A 19,963-nucleotide genomic window follows, 5' to 3' on the forward strand; every position below is an offset into this window, starting at 1 on the left:
AGGCAGCCTGTCAAGGTATTCGAAGAGTACCGTCAGGCGGCATAGGCGAGTGTCGCACTTCGAAGTTGAATTCGCGATCAAGATTCACTGCATCCAACATTCTTTCATGCCGACGGAAAGCACAGGAACTGGTATTGAAAAAGAGTCCGTACTGGACTAGGTGTTCCGGACCCGCTCGCTCAGGGATATATTTCGCGTTGTAATAATTCCTGCTGAATAGCGAGGTGGTACGATTTGAGTCGCTATCAAATACTTCAGCCTCATGATAAACGAAACCACAATCGGGATGCCTATCCAGATGATTGGTCAGCGCCTGCAGCTTGCCGGGAAGAGCCAAATCATCTCCATCGACATAAACCATGTACATTCCCCGAGCTTGTTCCAGCAAAGCACGTATGGTCAGGCACACCCCTATGTTTTTTTTGTTTTGCAAGATACGCAATCTCGGCCACTGCCTTGCCAGCCGCTGCATGATGGACCAGGAGTCATCACTCGAGCCGTCATCGATGGCGATCACCTCGAACTCGAAATCCGTCTGCTGCTCGAGCAGGCTGAGCAGGCAGGGTTCGATGAAGCGCGCCAGATTGTAGACGGGCACCAATACGCTGACTTTCATAGGGAAATCCAAGGGAAAATGAATAGAAAAGAAGCGGATGGAAGAAAATGGGCAAGGCTACCGCACGGTCCCTGTCAACCCTTCTCCCTCTCTGTCAGGTTTTACTGCAAGAGGTATGCCTGACCAAGCTAATCCATTGAAGCTGCTGGATTTATGTGAGCCACACCCGATTATTCACGTCGGCTGAGGCCACGACTGCACTGTTGCAGCATGTCGATGCCATCCCAGTGCCATTCGAATGCGAGCGCTTGTCCCGGCGCCACCACCCGGTCAATCCGGCAGGTGGAGGCAGTCGGCAGCGCCGCCTCGACCCCGGCCCTGTCACCGCCGACCCAGACGCAGGTCTGCATGTCCCAGGGCTGCGCCAGCAGCTCATTCAGGGTATCGGCCACAAATTCGGCAACTGTACCTCCTCCGACGTGTGCGAGCCGCAGCGTGCTGGTCGGAGTCAATAAGGTGACGCCGGGCAAGCTGGTCACCTGCATTGCCCCCTGCTCGGCGGCATTTTGTTGACTGTGGATGAGCCTCTCCATCGCCAGGGCGGGATCGGCGGCAAAGGGAGCAAACAGGGCTTCCAGCAAGCGGCGGCGCAGCCCCTCGTCGGGCTCACCCAGCCAGCAGAGAGTGGTTGGCGAGGCGCAGGCCTGCTGGTTGAAACGGGTGCAGTCCTGCTGCAGGGCAGCCAGCGTCAGTTGCCACTCTTGCGGATCCAGCCCGGCCAGCCAGCGACTGTCGAGCACCGCCATCGAGCGGCGATCCGGAAACACCACCTCCTGCGCCGTCGGTGCCAGGGGAATGGCCCGTACCTGGCGGATGGTCTCGTCGCCACCCCAGATGATGCGCAGCCGGCAGCGCGCCGACAGCCAGGCGGTGATGCCCTCGTCATGGTCATAGCGAATGAAGCGGGTACGGGCGGCGATCGCTTGCCATTCACCGAGGCTGAACAGTTCGTTGAGGATCGCCAGCATGGCCTCCTGCTGCGGATCGCGGCGTGACGACAGCCGCACCACGCAGGGGTTGCCCATCAACAGACCCATCAACCAGGAGTAGAAAGCCACCATCGGCACGTTGGAGGGCACCAGGTGAAAGGTGACCCCCAGCGGCCCTCGTCCCTGCAAGCGCTGTTGTTCTCTGGCCAGCTGACGGGGGCGCAGCCAGAAACCGAACGCAGCCAGATCGGGGTGACGACGACCCTCTTGTTGCAGGCGGGCCGACAGCGCCGCCACGAAATCGCAGATGACGGGGGCAAAGCAGGGCAAGGGCTGCGGGCAGAAGGTTGGCCAGCCCGTCGTCGGGGTCACGAAGCTGACCGCCGGCCCCTCCTGCCAGAGCTCGGTGGTCGCCCCAGACAAGGTCATTGGAAGGTGTCGCTGCATCCCCTCACCTCGGCGCCGTGCTGGCGTCCCGCTACGTGAAAATAACGGCCATGGCGGCCACAAGGGCAGTCATCCTCTCCCAGCAGCACGCCGAGATCCTCGGTCAGCAGGCTGTGGCCGGGATAACTGCCGGGAATGGCGGAGAGCACCTGCAGCAGGCCGGGTCGGCCGATCCCGAGCGGCTGATGGGTGAGCGGATCGCGCACCTGTACATCGGCAAACACGGGAGCATGCAGGTGTCCCTGCTCGCACTCGACGAAGATGGAGCCTACCTGTTCCACCATGCCGTAGAAGTTGTGCACCCGGCCCAGCCCCAGCTGGTCACGACAGCGGGCCTTGAAGGTGGAATTGTCCACCGCCAGATGCTGCAGCTTCTTCCAGCCGCCGCTGTGAAACAAAATGCCCTGCGTCAGCGGCAGTTGCAGGCCGCGCTCGCGCAGCGGCTCCAGCAGGCATTGCCAGACCATGAAGGTGAAGCCGAACAGCAGCACCGGCTGGCCGGCATATTTGTCACAGAAGGCCTCGATGACAGGCCAGTTGGGCCGCATCTGCTCGTCGAGGGCATAGGTATGGTCACGGCCGAGGAAGGAGAGCCCCAGCGCGCCCGCGCCGCGCGCCGAAAAGCCGCTGCGGTTCTGGATGAGGGCGGGCTGCTCCACCAGCAGCATGGGCAGGCGCTGCTTGCCGACAAACTCCTGCAGGATCTTCACCAGCACCTTGCTCTGCAGGGCGGCGGTTTCCCTGTCCAGCACGATCCGTGATGGCGAGCCCGTGGTGCCCGACGAGGTGAGCACCTTGAACACCTCGCTCTGCGGCATGCTCTGCCATTGGGCCAGTTTGAACAGCCGGGCCGCCAGGTAGGGCAGCGCAGCGTAGTCGGTCGCCGCGGCCGTCCAGCCGAAGGCTTGCAGCACATTGTCATAGGCCGTGCAGTGGGCCTGATGGTGCGCAGTCAAGGCGTTGAGCCGCGCCAGCAGCAGCGCCTGTTTGGCGGCCTGGGGCAGGGCGAAGACCGGCGCGCTCAGCAACTGCTCCATCACGCCTCCCCCGCCAGTCTGGCCAAGGCGGCGTAGTCAATCTTGTGATTGGCGGTGCGCGGCAGTTGTGTCACCTGCACCACCTGCACCGCCCGCGGCGGGGCCTGCAGCCACTGCGCCAGCTCGCGCTGCAAGCCGTCGGTCGTCAAGTCATCGCGGGGCTCGACGGCCACCAGCAGGCAGTCGTCACGCCCACCGCAGGCCCCCGTCCAGCCCCAGCGATGAAGCTGGCTCTCGACCTCCGCCAGGCTGACCCGCTTGCCGAACAGCTTGAGAAAACGGCTGAGCCGGCCGCAGATGTAGTAGCGGCCCGCCTCGTCACAGCGGGCCAGATCGCCGGTGGCCAGCTCCTGCAGCTGGGCGCCCAGCGCCAGATCCTCGGCCGTACTGGCGTAACCCAGCATGACGTTGTCGCCGCGATAGACCAGCTCCCCCTCACCGGGCTTGCCCCCCTCCAGCGCGCGCAAGGCGAACTGGCCGCCGGGAATGGCGCGACCGATGGCATCGGGATGGGCGGCCACCTCGGGCGCCGCCAGCCAGGCCATGCGGGCGGTGGCCTCGGTCTGGCCATACATGACGAAGAAGCGCCGCTCCAGCCGCAGGGCCTGCTCGGCAAATTGCTGCGCCAGCGCAGGTTCGAGACGCCCGCCCGCCTGGGTCAGGGTCTGCAACGAAGGGTAGCGGGCCCAGTCAAAGCGCAGCCGGGCCAGCATCTGATAGGTAAAGGGCACCCCGGCAAAGCTGCTCACCTCGTGCAGATCGACTTGCTGCCAGAAGTCACGCTCCAACACGCTCCCTTCGTGCTGCACCAGGGAGGCGCCCACCAGCAGATGGCTGTTGAGCACCGACAGGCCGTAGGAGTAGTACAGCGGCAGGCTGGTGATGGCCCGCTCGGCCGCCGTCAGCGCCAGATAGTCGGCGATGGAGGCGGCGTTGGCCGCCAGATTGCGCCCCGACAGCCGCACCCACTTGGCGCTGCCGGTACTGCCCGAGGTTGGCAGCATTACCGCCAACGCCGGGTGCAGGATGGGCATCGTCGCGGCGAGCCGCTCCAGCTGGCCGACGTCATTGACCCGCCAGCTCACGCCAAACTGCCGGCAGCTGGCATCGTGCTGACCCGCAGGGAGGGCGGGGTCTGCCAGCATCACGACATGCCCCAGCTTGAGCGCCGCCAGATAGTGCAGCAGGTGGGCGGTGCGGGTGAAAAAGGGCAGATAGACCAGGCTGCGCTCGTCCGGATAGCCGGCCGCCAGCCGCGCCACCCGCCGTGCCAGCTCGCCGTAGGAGAGCCAGCCCTCTTGCGGGTCGCACCAGGCCGGCGCCGGGTTGTCTTCCCGCAGGTGGGCGAGCAGTACGTACGCGTGATCCATCAGACCGTCATGCCTCCATCCACACCGATGACCTGACCGGTCACATAGCTTGCCAGGTCGGAAGCGAGAAACAGCGCCACCTTGGCCACCTCGTCCGGCGTGCCGATGCGCCCCATGGCGATGCTGGCGAGCCGCTCGGCAAACTTGTCGTCCGGGATGGCGTGGGCCATCTCGGTATCGATGAAGCCGGGGGCGATGGCATTGACCCGGATCCGGCTGGCGGCCAGCTCCTTGGCCAGCGACTGGGTGATGCCGATCACCGCCGCCTTGCTGCCGGCATAGCTGCAAAGGCCGGCGGCACCGACCCGCCCCATCAGGGAGGCCAGGTTGATGATGCTGCCGCCACCGCTGCGCTGCATCAGGCGGGCGGCATACTGGCTGCAATAGACCACGCTGAAGGTGTTGTGGCTGAAGGTCTGCTCCAGCTGGGCCTGATTGACCATGCCGAGCAGCCCCTCTTCCAGCATGCCGGCATTGTTGACCAGCACGTCCAGCTGGCGCGTCTGGGCAAACAGCTGCTGAAAGGCCTGCTTGACCGCCTGCGGCTGCGCCACGTCGACACAAAGCGAGTGACAAGGCACGCCGAACTCGGCGCCGAGCTCATCGGCCAGCCGGATCATGGCCGCCTCGTCACGTCCCGCCAGCCACAGCTCGGCCCCCTGCGCGGCAAACAGCCGGGCAATGGCGAGCCCGATGCCGCGCCCGGCACCGGTGATCAACACCCGCTTGCCTTGCAGCAGCCCCTGCATCAGAGGGCGACCCCGTATTTGGCGAGGATCTCCCGCGCCTTGGCGACCGAGCTCATGTCGATGATGTCATCGGTATCGAGCAGCACGCCGTAGCAATCCTCCAGCTGGGCGATCAGGCCCATGTGGGCGACGGAGTCCCACTGGGGAATGCTGTTGTAGGCCAGCTGGTCGCTGACAGTGCCGACGTCGATGCCGAGGGCATCGGCAAAAACCTGTTCCAACGCTGTAGTCATCTGAAAAATCTCCGTAGCCGTTCTCGGGCGGCATAATAGTCGGCTGGCTGCAGTTCGAGGGCGATGAAGTCACCCTGTTGCCCCTGTTGGCGATAGCCGAGCTGTGCATTGAGGCGCAGGGCGGCGTCGTTGCCGGTGCGCACCAGGGTGCGTATGCAGCCGAGCCCGAAGGTATCGAAGCCCTGATCGAGCTGTGACAGGGCGGCGGCGACGGCCAGCATGGGGTGGCGCACGCTGGAGCGGCCCAGATAGAGGCCGGCATCCGCCACCGGCTGCCCCTGCAGCGATTGCCGCGTCTCCCCTTTCAGGTTGACGTAGCCAGCCCGCAGGCCACGGCACCAGAGCACCCAGTGCTGCTGGTCAGACCGTTCCAGGCTGCTGACGAACCACTGCCGTTGCTGGCGGGGGGAGATGAGCGCCTGCTCCACCATCTGCAACCGCACCTCGTCCTGGTTGCGCCAGCGTCGCAGGGTGGGCAGATCCCAGGGCTGGAGCGGGCGCAATTCGACACCATAACTCATGTTCAATACCAACGACGTTCCATCACTTGCCCATGTTATCGACCATCGCCGGGCAATTCCGTAGCAAAGCTCAATAATATAAGATGAAAACTCGGTATAATCTCAAAAATAATCAACGAGTTGTCATCAATTATCCGGCCCGGCGACCACGTCGGGCTCCTCAGGGAGAGAGCATCATGGCCATCGCCATCATCCCGGCACGGGGCGGCAGCAAGCGCATTCCCCGCAAGAACATCCGCCCCTTCTGCGGCTTGCCTATGATTGCCTACGCCATCGGGGCGGCCAGAGACTCGGGCTGTTTCAGTCGGGTGGTGGTCTCCACCGATGACCCGGAGATCGCCGAGGTGGCCCGTCGCCTCGGGGCTGACGTGCCCTTCCTGCGGGGCGCCGCGCTGGCCGATGACCATACCGGCACCACTCCTGTGGTGATCGACACCATCCAGCGACTCGACCAGCTTGGCATCCAGGCAGAGCACTACTGCTGCATCTATGCCACAGTGCCGCTGATCCAGGCCGCCGACTTGCGCACCGCCCACGCTCGCCTGCTCGCCAGCCAGGCCCCCTTTGTCTACACGGTGGCCGAATTCGGTTTCCCGATCCAGCGGGCGGTACGCATGGACGCGCAAGGCAGAGTTACGCCGTTCTGGCCGGAGCAGATGGCGAAACGCTCCCAGGATCTGGAGCCCGCCTATCAGGATGCCGGCCAGTTCTACTGGGGCAGTCGCGCGGCCTGGCTGGGAGGGATCAGCCCGGTGGGGGGAGAAGGGATTGGCCACATACTGCCAAGGCACAGGGTGGTCGACATCGACACACCGGAAGATTGGCACTTGGCCGAACTGCTCTATCAAGTGCTGGCCCAAGATGACGTTTAAGGTTGCCTTCCGGCTCGACGCCGGCGCCGAGATCGGGCTGGGCCACCTGATGCGCTGCCTGGCCATCGCCGATCGGCTGCACGCCGCCGGGGCCGAGTGCCACTTCCTCTGCCACGATCTGCCGGCGCACCTGCTGTCGTTGCTGCGGCCCCATCACCATCATCCCCTGAGCGCGCTGGATGACGCCGGCCCGCTGCCCGGCTTGCAGCCCGATTGGCTGGTGTTCGATCACTACCGGATTGACCAGCGGCTCGAAACCCAGCTGGCCGCCCACTGCGGCCGCATACTGGTAATCGATGATCTGGCCGACCGACCGCACCACTGCCATCTGCTGCTGGATCAGGGCCCCTTGCGCCGCGCCGCCGATTACCAGCCGCTCACCCCCGCCGATTGCCGGCTGCTGCTCGGCACCGACTATGCCCTGCTGCGCCCCGCCTATCGCCAGCTGGCGCGGCAACACGCCAGTCAGTGGCAACGGGGGCTTGTCTGCTTTGGCGGCGCCGATCCCGCCGGCGCCTGCCTCATAACCCTCAACAGCCTGGCTAGGCTGCCTTGGGCCCGCACCATCCGCTGGACCCTGGTGGCGGGCGGCGCCAATCCCTTCTGGCCCGAGCTGGAACAGAGAGTGGCCAAACTGGCCGACCTCGACCTGGTGCTGCTGCGCCAGAGCGACCAGATGGCCGACCTGATGAGCCGGCACGACTTCGCCATCGGCGCCGCCGGCGGCATGACCTGGGAGCGGGCCTGTCTCGGCCTGCCGACCCTGGCGGTGCCCATCGTCGACAACCAGCAGTTCAACGACCAGGTGATCGCCCGCTTTCAGCTGGCCGAGCGGCTGACCCTGAGCGAGCTGGCCGAGCCTGAGCGGCTGCTGCAGGCTCTGCAACGGCTTGAACAACAGTCAGACGACTACCGCCGCCGCGGCCAGCAGCAGGTGGATGGGCTGGGGCTGGATCGGCTCACCGCCCGGTTGCTGCCACAACCGGATTATCAGCTGTTACCAGATGGCCAGCAGTGGCAACTACGCCATGATGGCAAACTGCTGCTTACCCTGACCCTGAACGGCCAGCGGCTGACATGGCAGGCCACCCGGCCACTTCAGCCCACGGCGTGGCAAGAGCTGGCACATCGCTTGCACACAATTTTCTCCCAATTTCCCCTCTATCTTGCCGAGCCACCGCAGATAGCGCCCCCTGCCCCCTGGCAGCCGGCGCCGCAAGGCTGGCAACTTGGCACAGGAGTCTGAACACAGATGCAGATCGCCCATCAATCCATCGGCCCGGCGCAGGCTCCCTACGTGATCGCCGAGCTGTCGGCCAACCACAACGGCAACCTGGATCGCGCACTGGCCATCATGACCGCCGCCAGGGAAGCCGGGGCCAGTGCGGTCAAGCTGCAGACCTACCGGCCCGACACCATCACCCTCAACAGTGACAGGCCCGAGTTCCAGATCCACGGCGGCCTCTGGGATGGTCACAACCTGTACGACCTCTATGAGTGGGCGCACACCCCCTGGGAGTGGCATCAGGCCCTGTTTGCCAAGGGGCGCGAGCTGGGACTGACGGTCTTCAGCAGTCCGTTCGACTTCAGCGCGGTGGATCTGCTGGAATCCCTCGACTGCCCGGCCTACAAGATCGCCTCCTTCGAGCTGGTGGATCTGCCCCTCATCCGCTACGCCGCCCAGACCGGCAAGCCGCTCATCATGTCCACCGGCATGGCGAACGAGGCCGAGATCGCCGCCGCGGTCGAGATGGCGCTCAAGCACGGCAACGGCCAGCTGGCGCTGCTGCACTGCGTCAGCGGCTATCCGGCGCCGGCAGCTGAGTACAACCTGCGTACCATCCCTATGCTGCGCCAGCGCTTCGGGGTCGAGGTGGGGCTCTCCGATCACACCCTGGGATCGGCCACGGCCATCGCCGCCACTGCGCTCGGGGCGACCCTGATCGAGAAACACTTCACCCTGGCCCGCGCCGACGGCGGGCCGGATTGCGCCTTCTCCATGGAGCCGGCCGAACTCACCGAGCTGGTGGCCTCGGTCAATACCGCCCATGCCGCCCTCGGGGTGGCCGATTACCAGCTCACCGCCAGTGAACAGGGCAACCGCGCGTTTCGCCGCTCCCTCTATCTGGTCAAGGAGATGGCCGCCGGCGAGGTGCTCACCGCAGAGCACATCAAGTCGGTGCGCCCCGCCCTCGGCCTGCCTCCCGCCGATTACGATCGACTCATCGGCAAGCGGGTCAACCGCAGCCTGAGCGCCAATCAACCGCTGAGCTGGGAGTGGATAGACAAAGATGAGTGATGATCTGTTCAACCAGCACGGCAGGCTCATCAGCCAGCGCTGGCCCGCCCTCTGGCCCCGCCTGCTGGCACAGGACGTGGAAAGCCTGCCGGCCGAGCTGACCGAGGGGCTCGGCTCCACCCTCAGCCTCCATGGCATCCAGCTCACCAGCCGGCACGATCGAGTGAAGGAGGCCGAGCTGCAGGCCGCCAGCCTGCCCAAGCAAGCTGTGCTCCACCTCTACGGTACCGGGCTCGGCGATCTGCCGCGCGCCCTGCTGGGGCGCAGCAGCCTCAAGCGGCTGGAAGTGAAGATCATGAATGGCGCCCTGTTTGCCCTGGTGCTGCGGCTGCTGGATCAGCAGGACTGGCTGGCGGACCCCAGGGTCGAGCTGATGATGGCCGGCGACGAAGGGGAGGTGCGGCTGCCCTTCTTCGCCCTGCCGCCCGAGCTGCTGCTGGTGGAAGATGCCGCCGCCCGCATCCGCGACCGGCTGGTGAGTGAAATAGACTTGCCGTTCGCTCGGGCCAGGTTCGACGCCGAACACCCCGACGTCACCCGGCGGCTGGCCGAAAATCGCGAACTGGTGGCCGGCGACGGCGATGTGGCCTCCCTTTTTGGTCTGGCTCAGGGCAAGCAGGCCCTGATCGTGGCGAGCGGCCCGACCCTACAGCACAACCTGGCCACCCTGCAGGCCCAGTTGCAGAGCCGTCGGCAGGACTACCTGCTGATCAGCGTCGATACCGCGCTGGCGTTCTTGCTTGGCCACGGCATCCGGCCCGACATCGTCATCACCATAGATGACGCCATCCACGGCAACCGGCTACCCGCCGCCCAGTCGGCCCAGACCACCCTGGTCTATTACCCCACGGTACCCACGGCGGCCCTGCTGGCCTGGCAGGGGCCGCGCAAGACCGCCTACTCCCGCAGCCCCATGTACCAGCAGTTACGACAGACGCTCCCCAAGGGCGTGCTGCACTCGGGCGGCAGCGTCATTCATCCCGCCGTGGATCTCGCCGTGCAGATGGGTTGCCGCCAGGTCATCCTGCTGGGCACCGACTTCGCTTTTCCCGGCGAGCTCACCCACTCGGGCTGGGCCGACGGTGCCCTCGGTCCGAGCGCCGCGCTGGCGCTCAGCTGGACCCTCGACGGCCATGGCCGGCGGGTCAAGACCAATCCGAACTTTTCCGCCTACCGCACCGAGCTCGAGCGCTACATAGCGCGCCACCCCGAGGTGCAGTTCTGGAACTGCAGCAGGGAGGGGGCGGAGATCGCCGGCTGCCGCTATCACCCGGAGTACGTGCAATGAAAAACGGCCAGATCACCCGCCTCACCGCCCTGGCGCACCAGTTTCGACTGGGGCAATCGGTCGCCGCGAGTCAGGCATTGCCGGAGCTGCTGCAAGAGGTGCTCACCGAACAGGGCAACCTGCCGCCCGGACTGGTAGCCGCCCTGCTGCAGTGCCAGGAGCGCCAGGACTGGCTGGGACTGGCCGACTACCTCGAATATGAAGTGGTGCACTGCCTGTCGACCCCGGCCGGCGACACCCCCACAGGAGACCATTGATGATCAAGGCCATGTCCAACGCCTCCGATGAGGAGCTGTCACGCCGCCAGACCTTCAGCGAGTTGCTGCACGCCAGCCCGCTGCCCGCGGCCGAGCTGCAGAACAACCTGGGCCTCTACCTCAAGCGCCAGTCGCTCTCCCGCATCCTGTTCATGCACGAGCTGTATCAGAAGATCGTGCCGGTCCACGGCGTCATCATGGATTTCGGCACCCGCTGGGGTCAGAACCTGGCGCTCTTCTCCTCGTTTCGCGGCATGTATGAGCCTTACAACTACAACCGCAAACTGGTGGGGTTCGATACCTTCAGCGGCTTCCCTTCCCACGCCCCGCAAGATGGCAGCGACGCCGCCATCCAGCCCGGCGCCTACGGGGTAACGCCGGGCTACGAGCAGCATCTGGCCCAACTGCTCACAGCCCATGAGGCGGAAAGTCCTCTGGACCATATCGTCAAACATGAGCTGGTGAAGGGGGATGTGACCGAGACGCTGCCGGCCTATCTGGCTCGTCAGCCGGAGACCATGGTTGCGCTGGCCTATTTTGACTTTGATCTCTACGAGCCGACCCGCCGCTGCCTCGAGCTCATCAAGCCGCACCTGACCAAGGGATCTGTGCTGGCATTCGATGAGCTCAACTGGCCCGCCTTTCCGGGGGAGACTCTGGCCCTCAAGGAGGTGCTGGGGCTGGATCGCTACGCCATCCGCCGCACCCCGCACAACCCGGGCCCGGCCTATCTGGTGATCGAGTAGTCCGGTTACGGGCTGAGGCGACGCAGCAGCCCGGCATCCAGCAGCATCCGCGCCAGCGGCTCCACCCGCCAGAATGGCGCCCCTATGGTCTCGGCAATCTCGAACAGGGTCAGCTTGCCGTCGCTGTAGGCCAGCAGATTCATCATCTCCCGCACCCGCCAGCCCGAATAGCGGGTCGACAAATCCGGGTAGAGCCCCCGCTTGCCGAGCTGAGGCTCGCCCAGCACGGTGACCTCGCAGCGCTCGTCCAGCTCCAGACACTCGATGGCCCGGCGCAGCGCCATGAAGCCACCGGCCAGACCGGCCGGCGTCACCAGCGAGAGGTCATCGAGCGAGGTGTGGTACTCGGCATAACAGCCGTATCGACTGCGCATCACCGAGGTGACCGGCAGATCGATGCCGGGCGCGCACAGCTGCCGCTCGTTGGAGCCACGCTCCAGAAAGCTGTAAGCCTTGTAGCCCGGCGCCAGATGACCGAGCACATGGCGACCGATGCGATCCGCCAGCGTGTTGCCCTGGCGGGAAGGCAGGAAGGAGTAGCCGCGGTCATCGCCAAGACAGGTCAGGTTGAACCCGGCCAGAGTGTGCTGCTTGAGCTGGTCCAGATGGCGAGAGAGATAGACGATGGCCCCCAGGGTTTCGGGCACCAGCATCAGCCGGTAGCTGTAGCGACGTGTGGGCAGTGACGCCAGCCAGGCCATCAGGAAGACGCCGACGCAGGGGCCGGAGAGCTCGTTGTTGGCCATGGAGGGGTGGCAGGTGTAGCTCGACAGCAGGATCTCCTGCTCGCTCTCCCCCGGCAGCACCCAGTCGCCATAGGTGAGCGAACCCGGGGCCAGGGTGGCATCGATCACCACCTGATATTCTCCCTCCGGCAGCGCCTCTCGCAGCCGATGGGGCAGACAGAAGCCCCAGCGGCGCTTGTAGTAGGAGGTCACATAGGGAATGGCATCCGGCTGCTCGGGCATAGAGTGAAGATGGGGTTGCAGCTCGGCCAGCGAGAGGGTGCAGCGCACCGGCTCCGAGTAGCCGACCAGATGCAGATTGTGATCCTGGAAATCCACCACCCTGCGTCCATCCGGCCCCACTATGTAGGCCTCCCGCACGTTCCACTCGTCAGGCACGGTCCAGTCGAAGCACTCGGTGCCGCTGGCTACTTCATGGATCTGCAGCTCGGGCAGGCAGTGCTCGCGCCACAGGTCCAGCGACTGCCGAACCCCGTCCCCGGTCAGGCTGCGGTTGAGCGGAAACAACAGGGTGAGCAGCCGATGCAGCTGTTCACCGACTTGTGCCTGGTCGTCCCAGTCGGTGGGCAGATAGCCGCTCTTGGGTGAAAAACTCATGGGGTGGGTGCCTCGATCAATTCGACAATGTGGCCAAGGGGGCTCAGGAAAAACTGGACGTGGGCGCCGCCAAACGCGATGGCCGGCTGGCTGGGCCCGAGGGGCAGGTGGCGCTGTGTGCGCAGCCGTTCGGCACTCTCCTGCAGGTTGCTCACCCGATAGGCAAGGTGGTTGATAACGTTGCGCCGGGTCTTGAGCACCTGAGCGACCGGGCTCTCCTCGCCGGCCGGGGCGACCAGCTCGTAGCAGAGACCATGATCGTCGTGCGCGAACTGCACCCAGACCCGTTGCAGCGGATCTTCCACCGCCGCCGAGAAGCGGCTCAGCCCCAGCACGTCGCAGCAATAGGCCACCCCGCTCGCCAGGTCCGGCACCACCAGTCCGATGTGATCAAACTGCATGGGACTCTCCTCCCGCCCGGATCAGGGCGTATGGGGCCGCCGCCAGCAACTCGCCGGCAGCCAGGATGAAGTCGCGGCACGATACCGCCCAGACCGGCACCCGCTGGCACAGCGTCTGGCGCCAGACGCCCCGCTCCTGCAGCAGGGCCACCAGCCGGGAGAGGTCGATTTCGCTGGCCAGCGACAGGTCGCGCACATAGTAATCCGCCTGCCACTCCCGCACCTGGCCGTCGACGCGCACCTGGCCCGCAAACATCTTGTGATAGCGGTAGGAGACGGCCAGCCGCTGCTCCACGTAGTGGGTGAAGGTGATGCGGTCGGGGTGGCAACCCAGCCCCAGCAGCCAGCCATCCTGCTCCGCCAGCCAGCCAAACGGGCTCTCCTGACCGAAACAGTCGTGGCACTCCCGGGCCACCAGCGCAGGCCCCTGCGGGCCGCTGATCGCCATGCTGAAGACGGGATCGAGCGTGCGCACCACCCCTTCGCGCTGGCGGAACAGCTCCGTCATCAAGCCCACCTTGCTCGGGGTCTGCGCAGGGTCGAAGCACTCGTCCGCCATCGGGCTGTAACTGAAGGTCGGCACCAGCAGGTGCCCGCCCAGCCACTGCTCGAGGCATGTCCAGAAGGCCGCGATACCCGCGGCGTTGCCCATGCCGGCAAACTGGGCCACCACCATGGCATCCGAGTGCACCATCAGGGCGCCACCTCTGGGGATCCCCAGCTCGGTCATCGCCTGCTCGAGAGCCTGTTTCACACGGCAACCCCTTTGCTCTGCAAGGCTTGCTGGATGTCGGCCAGGCTCTTCAACTCGGCCAGCTCCTGCGGCTCGAACCGCACGGCATAGTGCTGCTCGACCAGCAACAGCAGGTTGAAGTGACCAAGAGAGTCCCACTCGGGAAAGCTGCCGAGGGCAGACTGTGCATTGATGCTGGCCTGGGGGAACTGCTGGTGTGCCAGCGCGATAAGGTCATTCATTGGCATAGAACTCCAAAAACGGGAGAGAAAGAGAGCAGAGATCAAGCGTGAGGAACAGCTCGTCCGCCAGCGGCAGCAAGCCCGCTGGAGTGGTTATCGGCCGGGTTGGCAGGCTCGCCAGAAAATCCCGCGCCGGCTGGTTGCGGGTGGTGGCAACCAGGCTGATGACCAGCTCGCTCACCCCTTGCGTCCGCAGATGGTTTGCCAGCTGCGCCAGCAGCCAGTATTCGAAGCCGCGCCCCAGCACCCGGCAGCTGATGGCCAGGGTATCCAGCAGCGCCCTGCCCTCATCGAGCGGGCGCACCACCAGCAGGGCCGTCATGCCGTGATCGGCGAACCGGTCTCGCAGGCTGGCCAGCCAGACCTCGCCCCCCTCGGCGGCCAGCCGGGCCAGTTCCGCCGCCTGATAGCGGCGGCCGGAGAGGTTGAACTGATTGGTCTTCTGGCTGAGCTGTTCGGCTCGCAACTGGTTGCCCGGGGAGAGCGGCTGCCAGTCGGCCTGCAACGCCAATTGCCGCAGGAAGGCGTGCTCGTCGCCCAGTTGCCGGCGCACCGCCTCGGCCTCGGCCTGGGCCTGATAGGAGTGATGCCGCAGGCCGTCATCCCGGCTCTGGTGGCGACTGCACAGGGCCGGCAGCGTCAGCAGGGCATCCGGCCAGCTCCAGAGATCGACCGGCGGGGTAACCACCAGCACCTCGGGGCAGTTGGCCCGCACCTCGGCCCGCTCCAGCTCGCTGTCATCCCAGAAGACCAGGCTGTCCAGCCCGACATTGAGGCGGGCGGCCAGCCGCCGCAGCCCCTGGGATTTGGGCTCCCAGCCGATCTCGGCGGCGGCTATCTGCGCCCGTGTCAGCACCATGCCCGGATGCTCGTCAAACAGCCGCCACACATCGTCCGCCAGATTCTTGGAGCAGAGCGCCAGCACTATGCCCTGCCCGTGCCAATGACTGGCCGCCTGCTGGAAGGCCTGGTAGAGCCGGCCCATCCCGTCCTGTCCCAGCAGGACGCCGCCGACACCGTCTTCCCCTACCACACCGCCCCACAGGGTATTATCGCAGTCGAGCACCAGCACCTTGTGAGCGGGTTGCTGCAACCGCTGCAGCAAGGGGAGCATCCACTGCGCCAGGCTGGCCAGACCGGCCATGGAGAAGGGGCAGGACATCAGATAGAGGTTGCGCCGATCGAAGCAGTGCTGGCGGCCATGCTGTTGCAGCCAGAGCGGCAGGTGCAGGTCGTCCAGGCCGGGTTGCTGCAGGCGCAGGCGGGCCATCTGCAGCTCGAACACACTGGCCAGCACGGCGAGCACGGCAGGGGCCGGGCCATAGACACAGAGCGGGGCATGGCTGCAGGCCCCCACCAGCAGATGATCCTGCGGGCGGCGCTGCAGATGCTGCAACAGAGGCTGACAGAGCGCGTCGACGAAGGCGGCGACCGCCAGCTGCTGATCGTCCTGCGCCAGACGGCCCCACTCCTGCAGGGTTCGGGCGGGCACCAGGTCTTCCCACAGCCAGATGATGATGTGGGTCCCGGCCGCGGCATCGGCGCCCTGATTCATCAGGGTCTGCAACCACTGGCCATGGGGGGCCACCTGCACTTCGCCATATTCAGCCAGGGGGCGCCAGGCGAGGTTGCCCGGCATCAAGAACGAACTGCCACTGAGATGAAGCATGGTCATGACCTTCCCCCTGCACTACCGGGACCATCCCGGCGACCGACAAATGGGATGATCGTGTTTGATCTTCATGAAAAACAAAAGCTTTTTTGGCCGTATTCAGTAGTTGATGCTGACGTAGGGCACCTCGTCCACCTGCCACAGCTGCTTGAGGTAGACGGTCAGCACGAAGAAGAAGTTGGCCAGCAGGTTGGCGAACCGATAGAGGATGGGGTCGAAGCGCACCCCGCTCTCCTCCAGCCGCACCAGCAGCCGCACCACCTTCTTGCTGCCGCAGCGGCACAGATGCAGGGTCGGGATCGGCTGCGGCCCTTGCGGCAGCACGAAACCGGTGACCCGGCCACGACTCGCCTCGTTGTAGTGATCGTAACGCCCCTTAAGCCACGCCAGATCCTCCTCGAAGATGCCGAGCCGGCCGCGCACCGAGCCGTTGAGGTTGTAGATAAGCCGCTGCAGCGCCGCGAGATCCGCCTGCATGGGCGCAAGCTCGACATCCGGTGCCAGCTGTGACAACACGGCGCCCACCTGGCAGCAGAGCTCGTCGGTGGCGATCTCGTAGTCACACTGGAACTGGGTTTCGAAGATGAAGGGGTAGCAAAGCTCGCGCTTGTCTCTGGGCTTTTTCGGGTTCATGGGGCGGCCGGATCGGGAAAAAGGCCAGTTTGCCAGCCCCCGCAGGAGCTGGCAAACGGCCGGTCATGGTCCTTCTCAATCCAAAACGGTTCAAACGCTCTTGCTGCTGGCATCCGTCGCCGGCTGGAACTGGCCGATCATCCGCAGCGCATCCAGCATCCGCTGGTTGAAGCTGGTGAAGCTGCCCACCTGGGCCGGATCGCTCTGGCCACGGGCCGCCAGCACCGCCGGCGTCAGCGCCTGCTGCTGGGACGCCGGCAACAGGGCATCCGCCTGCTGCTGCACCTGATCCAGCTTGGGCAGGTAGTCGGCCAGCGGCTTGAGCATCTCCTGCAGGGAGTGCGCCCCCTGATAGGTCTGGCTCAGCTTGAGGCTCTGCTTCAGCTTGAGCGAATAGGAGGCCAGCTGGCTGTCATCCAGCTTCAGCTCGCCCGCCTTCTTCAACAGGTCGTCGAAATTGCCGGAGAAGAAGCTGCCGGCCAGATCGTCGATCCCCTTGACCAGCTTGCCGATGGAGTCCATCTCCTCGCTGCTCAGGTTGCCCTCCAGCGAGAAGCTGAAGCTCTGGCTCGACTTGAGGCTGAACTGGCTGCCGCTGTCATCCTTCTGGGACTTGGTCTGCCAGCTGTCGTTGAAGCGCAGCACCACCTTGTCGCCATCCTTGGTCTGGATCTCCAGCGAGCCCTGCTGGCGGCTGGCCATCTCGGCCTGCCCCATGTCAGTGGTGGAGACCTTGCCGAAGAACTCCTTCTCGAACTGATCGAGCCCCTCCTGGATCAGCTTGTAGCTCTGATCCATGCCGGTCTTGATGTCTTCGTTGTCCGCCCAGTCGCCGAGCTGTTTCCTGGCGTCACCAAAGCCCTTGTCCACCCCCTTGCGAGCCTGCTCCATCATGCCGGTCAGGCTGTCGTCCGACTTGCCGTCGGCCCGGGCAGCCCCCAGCCGGCCGGTAACGAACTGCAGCACGTTGTCGGCCACCGACTGGAAGTCGAACAGGGTATCCGGGGTCACCGCCTCCGGCTGATCCTGCGCCTTGGGCGCCTTGTAGCCCTGGCCATTGATCTCCAGCGCGAACTGCAGCGCCTGCTGCACCAGCACCTGCGCCCATTTCGGCGCCTTGTGCAACGAGACTTCATCCTCGTTGTTGGTCTGCTTTGATTCCGCCTGCTGGGGCGATTTGGGAGCAACACCCACTCCCTTGGGTTGGGCCGCGCCCACTCCGTCGATCTGCATAATGTGTCCTCCCACCATGCCTGTAGATCAGCTATCGGCCTGACTGCACACTTCTTGACCACAAAATACTGGACAATCTGCGGCGGCCTTTTAAAATCGGGCCCCTTTGGGTGGCTGCAGGCTTCCCCCGATTTCGACCCGGCCAGACCGGTGTGCATGTGAGGTAAATCATGACCCAATCCCAGCAGGTTTCCGCCGACCCGGCGCCCCTTCGAACCCCGGCCGACTACCAGGCCCAGCTCGACGAGAAGCGCGAGCGCCTCTGCGGGTTGTTTGCCGACTTCACCCTGCCTGCGCTGGAAGTGCACGCCTCTCCCGCCGAACACTACCGGATGCGCGCCGAGTTTCGCATCTGGCACGACGGTGACGACCTGTACCACTGCATGTATGCGCCGGCCACCAAGGAGATCATCCGGGTCGACCAGTTCCCCACCGCCAGCCGCCTCATCAACCAGCTGATGCCGGTGCTGCTGGAGGGGCTGCGCCCGCACCCCGTGCTGCGCCGCAAGCTGTTCCAGATCGACTACCTCTCCACCCAGTCCGGCCAGATCTGCGTCAGCCTGCTCTACCATCGCAAGCTGGAGAGCGAGTGGCAGCAGGCCGCCGAAGCGCTGCAGGCCGACCTGCGAGCCAAGGGATTCGAGCTGCAGCTGATTGGCCGCGCCCACAAGCAGAAGATCTGCCTGGGGGAGGAGTTCGTCATCGAACGGTTGAATGTGCAGGGCCGCGAGCTGGTCTACAAGCAGGTGGAAAACAGCTTCACCCAGCCCAACGCCGCCATCAACGAACAGATGCTGGGCTGGGCGCTGGACGTGACCAAGGGGAGTGAGGGCGACCTGCTGGAGCTCTACTGCGGTAACGGCAACTTCTCCATCGCCCTGGCGCAGAACTTTAGCAAGGTGCTGGCCACCGAGATCGCCAAGCCGAGCGTGGACTCCGCCCAGTTCAACATCGCCGCCAACGGCGTCGACAACCTGATCATCCTGCGCATGTCGGCCGAGGAGTTCACCATGGCGATGCGCGGTGAGCGGGAGTTCAACCGCCTCAAGGGGGTCGACCTCTCCGCCTACCAGTGCAACACCATCTTCGTCGACCCGCCCCGGGCCGGCCTCGACGACGCCACCGTCAAGCTGGTGCAGGATTACGACAACATCCTCTACATCTCCTGCAACCCCGAGACCCTGCAGGCCAACATGCAGGTGCTCGGCGAAACCCACGAGATCGCCCGCTTCGCCCTGTTCGATCAGTTCCCCTGGACTCACCATATGGAAGCCGGCGTCTATCTCAAGCGCAAAGTGAGCTGATGTCATAGGGGAGGCCGCTTCGCCCTGTCCGAGCCACTTCCCCCTGGGTTCACTACATGGAAGCCGGGGTCTATCTCAAGCGCAAGGCGGGTTGATGCCGCCGGGGCACGTCGCCCCGCTCGACCAGCAAGACAGGGCCCGCGGGCCCTGTTTGATTATTTAACCCTGTGCATGGGGCGGCCGGAGCCGCTATGCTGGCGGCACGCGCATCCGCGCCACAGTCTGGGTGTCATGCCACCATGCAACGCATTCTTTTTGTTGAAGATGATCCCGAGATAGGCCAGCTCATCAGCAGCTGGCTGGCCCGCCATGACATGGAAGTGCTGCTGGAACCGAGGGGCGATCTGGCGCTCGCCAGGGTCGAGGCCGAGCAGCCGGACCTGGTGCTGCTCGACATCATGCTGCCGGGTCAGGATGGTCTCTCCCTGTGCCGGGATCTGCGTCCGCGCTTTGCCGGCCCCATCGTCATGCTCACTTCGCTCGACAGCGACATGAACCAGATCCTGAGCCTGGAGCTGGGCGCCAACGATTACATCCTCAAGACCACGCCGCCCCCCGTGCTGCTGGCCCGACTGCGGGTCCAGTTCCGCCAGCAGGGACAGCAGGCTCCGCAGCCCGTGGTCGCCAGCACACCGCCCCAGCGCCTGCAGTTCGGCCGGCTGCAGATCGACGGGCCGGGCCGGGACGTGCGCCTCGACGGCGACAGCATTCCGCTCTCCACCGCCGATTTCGATCTCCTGTGGGAGCTGGCCTGCCACGCCGGCCAGATCCTGGGGCGGGAGGCGCTGTTTCGCAGCCTGCGCGGTCGCGACTACGACGGCCAGGATCGCAGCATGGACGTGGCCATCTCCCGCCTGCGCCGCAAGCTGGGGGACGACACCAGCAACCCGACCCGCATCAAGACAGTGCGCCAGAAAGGCTATCTGCTGGTGCCCCAGGCCTGGGAATAAGCCCCGCCGAATGACCTTGATGCTCTCTGCTCCCTTATCCCCTTGCGGGAGAAGGGTTGGGGATGAGGGGGCAACAAGGCAATGCCCA

General features: G+C 65.1%; 21 protein-coding genes and 1 pseudogene. 8 read left to right on the plus strand and 14 right to left on the minus strand.

Annotated features, from left to right (window positions below; genetic code table 11):
• Positions 1-82: 82 nt before the first annotated feature.
• The 7 genes and pseudogenes from PG897_RS16135 to PG897_RS16165 all read right to left on the minus strand — a co-directional run.
• Positions 83-616: pseudogene (locus PG897_RS16135) on the minus strand (glycosyltransferase family 2 protein); the annotation flags it as partial.
• Positions 617-786: 170 nt separating this feature from the next.
• A complete protein-coding gene (locus PG897_RS16140; RefSeq protein ID WP_201889686.1) occupies positions 787-1,974 on the minus strand; it encodes an acyl-CoA reductase in 1,188 nt (395 codons plus the stop codon).
• Complete coding sequence (locus tag PG897_RS16145; protein ID WP_201881095.1) at positions 1,971-3,029, minus strand: LuxE/PaaK family acyltransferase; 1,059 nt, start codon at positions 3,027-3,029, stop codon at positions 1,971-1,973. Before PG897_RS16145 ends, PG897_RS16140 begins: the two co-directional genes overlap by 4 nt.
• Positions 3,029-4,399, minus strand: a complete 1,371-nt coding sequence (locus tag PG897_RS16150) for an AMP-binding protein (RefSeq protein WP_201881097.1) — start codon at positions 4,397-4,399, stop codon at positions 3,029-3,031. The genes PG897_RS16145 and PG897_RS16150 overlap by 1 nt, the downstream gene beginning before the upstream one ends.
• A complete protein-coding gene (locus PG897_RS16155) occupies positions 4,399-5,148 on the minus strand; it encodes an SDR family NAD(P)-dependent oxidoreductase (protein WP_017784221.1) in 750 nt (249 codons plus the stop codon). Before PG897_RS16155 ends, PG897_RS16150 begins: the two co-directional genes overlap by 1 nt.
• Complete coding sequence (locus tag PG897_RS16160; protein ID WP_017779504.1) at positions 5,148-5,381, minus strand: acyl carrier protein; 234 nt, start codon at positions 5,379-5,381, stop codon at positions 5,148-5,150. The genes PG897_RS16155 and PG897_RS16160 overlap by 1 nt, the downstream gene beginning before the upstream one ends.
• On the minus strand, positions 5,378-5,914 hold the full coding sequence (locus tag PG897_RS16165; RefSeq protein WP_201881099.1) for a GNAT family N-acetyltransferase: 537 nt from the start codon (positions 5,912-5,914) through the stop codon (positions 5,378-5,380). The genes PG897_RS16160 and PG897_RS16165 overlap by 4 nt, the downstream gene beginning before the upstream one ends.
• A 164-nt stretch (positions 5,915-6,078) precedes the next feature.
• On the opposite strand from PG897_RS16165, the gene pseF reads away from it, so the two are divergent.
• Genes pseF through PG897_RS16195 form a run of 6 tightly spaced genes read left to right on the plus strand, consistent with a single transcriptional unit; the run spans position 6,079 to position 11,364 of the window.
• Positions 6,079-6,774, plus strand: a complete 696-nt coding sequence (gene pseF / locus PG897_RS16170; protein ID WP_201881101.1) for a pseudaminic acid cytidylyltransferase — start codon at positions 6,079-6,081, stop codon at positions 6,772-6,774.
• On the plus strand, positions 6,764-8,020 hold the full coding sequence (gene pseG / locus PG897_RS16175) for a UDP-2,4-diacetamido-2,4,6-trideoxy-beta-L-altropyranose hydrolase (RefSeq protein ID WP_270829197.1): 1,257 nt from the start codon (positions 6,764-6,766) through the stop codon (positions 8,018-8,020). The genes pseF and pseG overlap by 11 nt, the downstream gene beginning before the upstream one ends.
• A 6-nt stretch (positions 8,021-8,026) precedes the next feature.
• The gene (gene pseI, locus PG897_RS16180; RefSeq protein ID WP_017784226.1) at positions 8,027-9,073 is read left to right on the plus strand and encodes a pseudaminic acid synthase; all 1,047 of its coding nucleotides are present in this window, start codon (positions 8,027-8,029) and stop codon (positions 9,071-9,073) included.
• Entirely contained in the window at positions 9,066-10,361 is a 1,296-nt protein-coding gene (locus PG897_RS16185; RefSeq protein WP_043170560.1) for a motility associated factor glycosyltransferase family protein, read from the plus strand. Before pseI ends, PG897_RS16185 begins: the two co-directional genes overlap by 8 nt.
• On the plus strand, positions 10,358-10,618 hold the full coding sequence (locus tag PG897_RS16190; RefSeq protein ID WP_042005608.1) for a hypothetical protein: 261 nt from the start codon (positions 10,358-10,360) through the stop codon (positions 10,616-10,618). Before PG897_RS16185 ends, PG897_RS16190 begins: the two co-directional genes overlap by 4 nt.
• Positions 10,618-11,364, plus strand: a complete 747-nt coding sequence (locus PG897_RS16195) for a crotonobetainyl-CoA--carnitine CoA-transferase (protein WP_043170559.1) — start codon at positions 10,618-10,620, stop codon at positions 11,362-11,364. The genes PG897_RS16190 and PG897_RS16195 overlap by 1 nt, the downstream gene beginning before the upstream one ends.
• A gap of 5 nt (positions 11,365-11,369) precedes the next feature.
• On the opposite strand, the gene PG897_RS16200 is transcribed toward PG897_RS16195, so the two are convergent.
• The 7 genes from PG897_RS16200 to PG897_RS16230 all read right to left on the minus strand — a co-directional run bounded on the left by PG897_RS16200 (position 11,370) and on the right by PG897_RS16230 (position 17,621).
• Positions 11,370-12,707 carry a DUF4910 domain-containing protein gene (locus PG897_RS16200; RefSeq protein WP_043170558.1) on the minus strand — a complete coding sequence of 446 codons (1,338 nt, stop codon included), beginning with the start codon at positions 12,705-12,707 and terminating at the stop codon, positions 11,370-11,372.
• The gene (locus tag PG897_RS16205; protein ID WP_042050048.1) at positions 12,704-13,108 is read right to left on the minus strand and encodes a VOC family protein; all 405 of its coding nucleotides are present in this window, start codon (positions 13,106-13,108) and stop codon (positions 12,704-12,706) included. Before PG897_RS16205 ends, PG897_RS16200 begins: the two co-directional genes overlap by 4 nt.
• Positions 13,098-13,862 (minus strand): AAC(3) family N-acetyltransferase, encoded by a 765-nt coding sequence (locus PG897_RS16210; RefSeq protein ID WP_043170556.1) that lies wholly within the window; start codon positions 13,860-13,862, stop codon positions 13,098-13,100. Before PG897_RS16210 ends, PG897_RS16205 begins: the two co-directional genes overlap by 11 nt.
• Entirely contained in the window at positions 13,859-14,083 is a 225-nt protein-coding gene (locus tag PG897_RS16215) for an acyl carrier protein (protein ID WP_005306755.1), read from the minus strand. The genes PG897_RS16210 and PG897_RS16215 overlap by 4 nt, the downstream gene beginning before the upstream one ends.
• Positions 14,076-15,758, minus strand: a complete 1,683-nt coding sequence (locus tag PG897_RS16220) for an HAD-IIIC family phosphatase (RefSeq protein WP_043170555.1) — start codon at positions 15,756-15,758, stop codon at positions 14,076-14,078. The genes PG897_RS16215 and PG897_RS16220 overlap by 8 nt, the downstream gene beginning before the upstream one ends.
• Before the next feature lie 96 nt (positions 15,759-15,854).
• Positions 15,855-16,388 (minus strand): ATP--cob(I)alamin adenosyltransferase, encoded by a 534-nt coding sequence (locus PG897_RS16225; RefSeq protein ID WP_043170554.1) that lies wholly within the window; start codon positions 16,386-16,388, stop codon positions 15,855-15,857.
• Between the two features lie 90 nt (positions 16,389-16,478).
• Complete coding sequence (locus PG897_RS16230; RefSeq protein ID WP_019840335.1) at positions 16,479-17,621, minus strand: DUF5610 domain-containing protein; 1,143 nt, start codon at positions 17,619-17,621, stop codon at positions 16,479-16,481.
• Positions 17,622-17,791: 170 nt separating this feature from the next.
• Here PG897_RS16230 and trmA point away from each other — a divergent pair, with 170 nt between their 5' ends.
• Entirely contained in the window at positions 17,792-18,925 is a 1,134-nt protein-coding gene (gene trmA / locus PG897_RS16235; protein WP_043170553.1) for a tRNA (uridine(54)-C5)-methyltransferase TrmA, read from the plus strand.
• 239 nt (positions 18,926-19,164) lie between these two features.
• Complete coding sequence (gene rstA, locus PG897_RS16240) at positions 19,165-19,875, plus strand: two-component system response regulator RstA (protein ID WP_026080319.1); 711 nt, start codon at positions 19,165-19,167, stop codon at positions 19,873-19,875.
• The last annotated feature ends 88 nt before the right edge of the window (positions 19,876-19,963 follow it).

It is taken from the genome of Aeromonas sp. QDB20 (genome assembly GCF_027707805.1).
Classification (GTDB): Bacteria; Pseudomonadota; Gammaproteobacteria; order Enterobacterales; family Aeromonadaceae; genus Aeromonas; species Aeromonas dhakensis.

What these genes read in the sequence shown, in the direction of transcription:
- PG897_RS16185 (WP_043170560.1), top strand. Translation starts at nt 9,066, where the DNA reads ATGAGTGATGATCTGTTCAACCAGCACGGCAGGCTCATCAGCCAGCGC.
- PG897_RS16155 (WP_017784221.1), bottom strand. Translation starts at nt 5,148, where the DNA reads ATGCAGGGGCTGCTGCAAGGCAAGCGGGTGTTGATCACCGGTGCCGGG.
- pseF (WP_201881101.1), top strand. Translation starts at nt 6,079, where the DNA reads ATGGCCATCGCCATCATCCCGGCACGGGGCGGCAGCAAGCGCATTCCC.
- PG897_RS16195 (WP_043170559.1), top strand. Translation starts at nt 10,618, where the DNA reads ATGATCAAGGCCATGTCCAACGCCTCCGATGAGGAGCTGTCACGCCGC.
- PG897_RS16205 (WP_042050048.1), bottom strand. Translation starts at nt 13,108, where the DNA reads ATGCAGTTTGATCACATCGGACTGGTGGTGCCGGACCTGGCGAGCGGG.
- trmA (WP_043170553.1), top strand. Translation starts at nt 17,792, where the DNA reads ATGACCCAATCCCAGCAGGTTTCCGCCGACCCGGCGCCCCTTCGAACC.
- rstA (WP_026080319.1), top strand. Translation starts at nt 19,165, where the DNA reads ATGCAACGCATTCTTTTTGTTGAAGATGATCCCGAGATAGGCCAGCTC.
- pseI (WP_017784226.1), top strand. Translation starts at nt 8,027, where the DNA reads ATGCAGATCGCCCATCAATCCATCGGCCCGGCGCAGGCTCCCTACGTG.
- PG897_RS16225 (WP_043170554.1), bottom strand. Translation starts at nt 16,388, where the DNA reads ATGAACCCGAAAAAGCCCAGAGACAAGCGCGAGCTTTGCTACCCCTTC.
- PG897_RS16145 (WP_201881095.1), bottom strand. Translation starts at nt 3,029, where the DNA reads ATGGAGCAGTTGCTGAGCGCGCCGGTCTTCGCCCTGCCCCAGGCCGCC.
- PG897_RS16215 (WP_005306755.1), bottom strand. Translation starts at nt 14,083, where the DNA reads ATGAATGACCTTATCGCGCTGGCACACCAGCAGTTCCCCCAGGCCAGC.
- PG897_RS16160 (WP_017779504.1), bottom strand. Translation starts at nt 5,381, where the DNA reads ATGACTACAGCGTTGGAACAGGTTTTTGCCGATGCCCTCGGCATCGAC.
- PG897_RS16150 (WP_201881097.1), bottom strand. Translation starts at nt 4,399, where the DNA reads ATGGATCACGCGTACGTACTGCTCGCCCACCTGCGGGAAGACAACCCG.
- PG897_RS16220 (WP_043170555.1), bottom strand. Translation starts at nt 15,758, where the DNA reads ATGACCATGCTTCATCTCAGTGGCAGTTCGTTCTTGATGCCGGGCAAC.
- PG897_RS16140 (WP_201889686.1), bottom strand. Translation starts at nt 1,974, where the DNA reads ATGACCTTGTCTGGGGCGACCACCGAGCTCTGGCAGGAGGGGCCGGCG.
- pseG (WP_270829197.1), top strand. Translation starts at nt 6,764, where the DNA reads ATGACGTTTAAGGTTGCCTTCCGGCTCGACGCCGGCGCCGAGATCGGG.
- PG897_RS16190 (WP_042005608.1), top strand. Translation starts at nt 10,358, where the DNA reads ATGAAAAACGGCCAGATCACCCGCCTCACCGCCCTGGCGCACCAGTTT.
- PG897_RS16230 (WP_019840335.1), bottom strand. Translation starts at nt 17,621, where the DNA reads ATGCAGATCGACGGAGTGGGCGCGGCCCAACCCAAGGGAGTGGGTGTT.
- PG897_RS16200 (WP_043170558.1), bottom strand. Translation starts at nt 12,707, where the DNA reads ATGAGTTTTTCACCCAAGAGCGGCTATCTGCCCACCGACTGGGACGAC.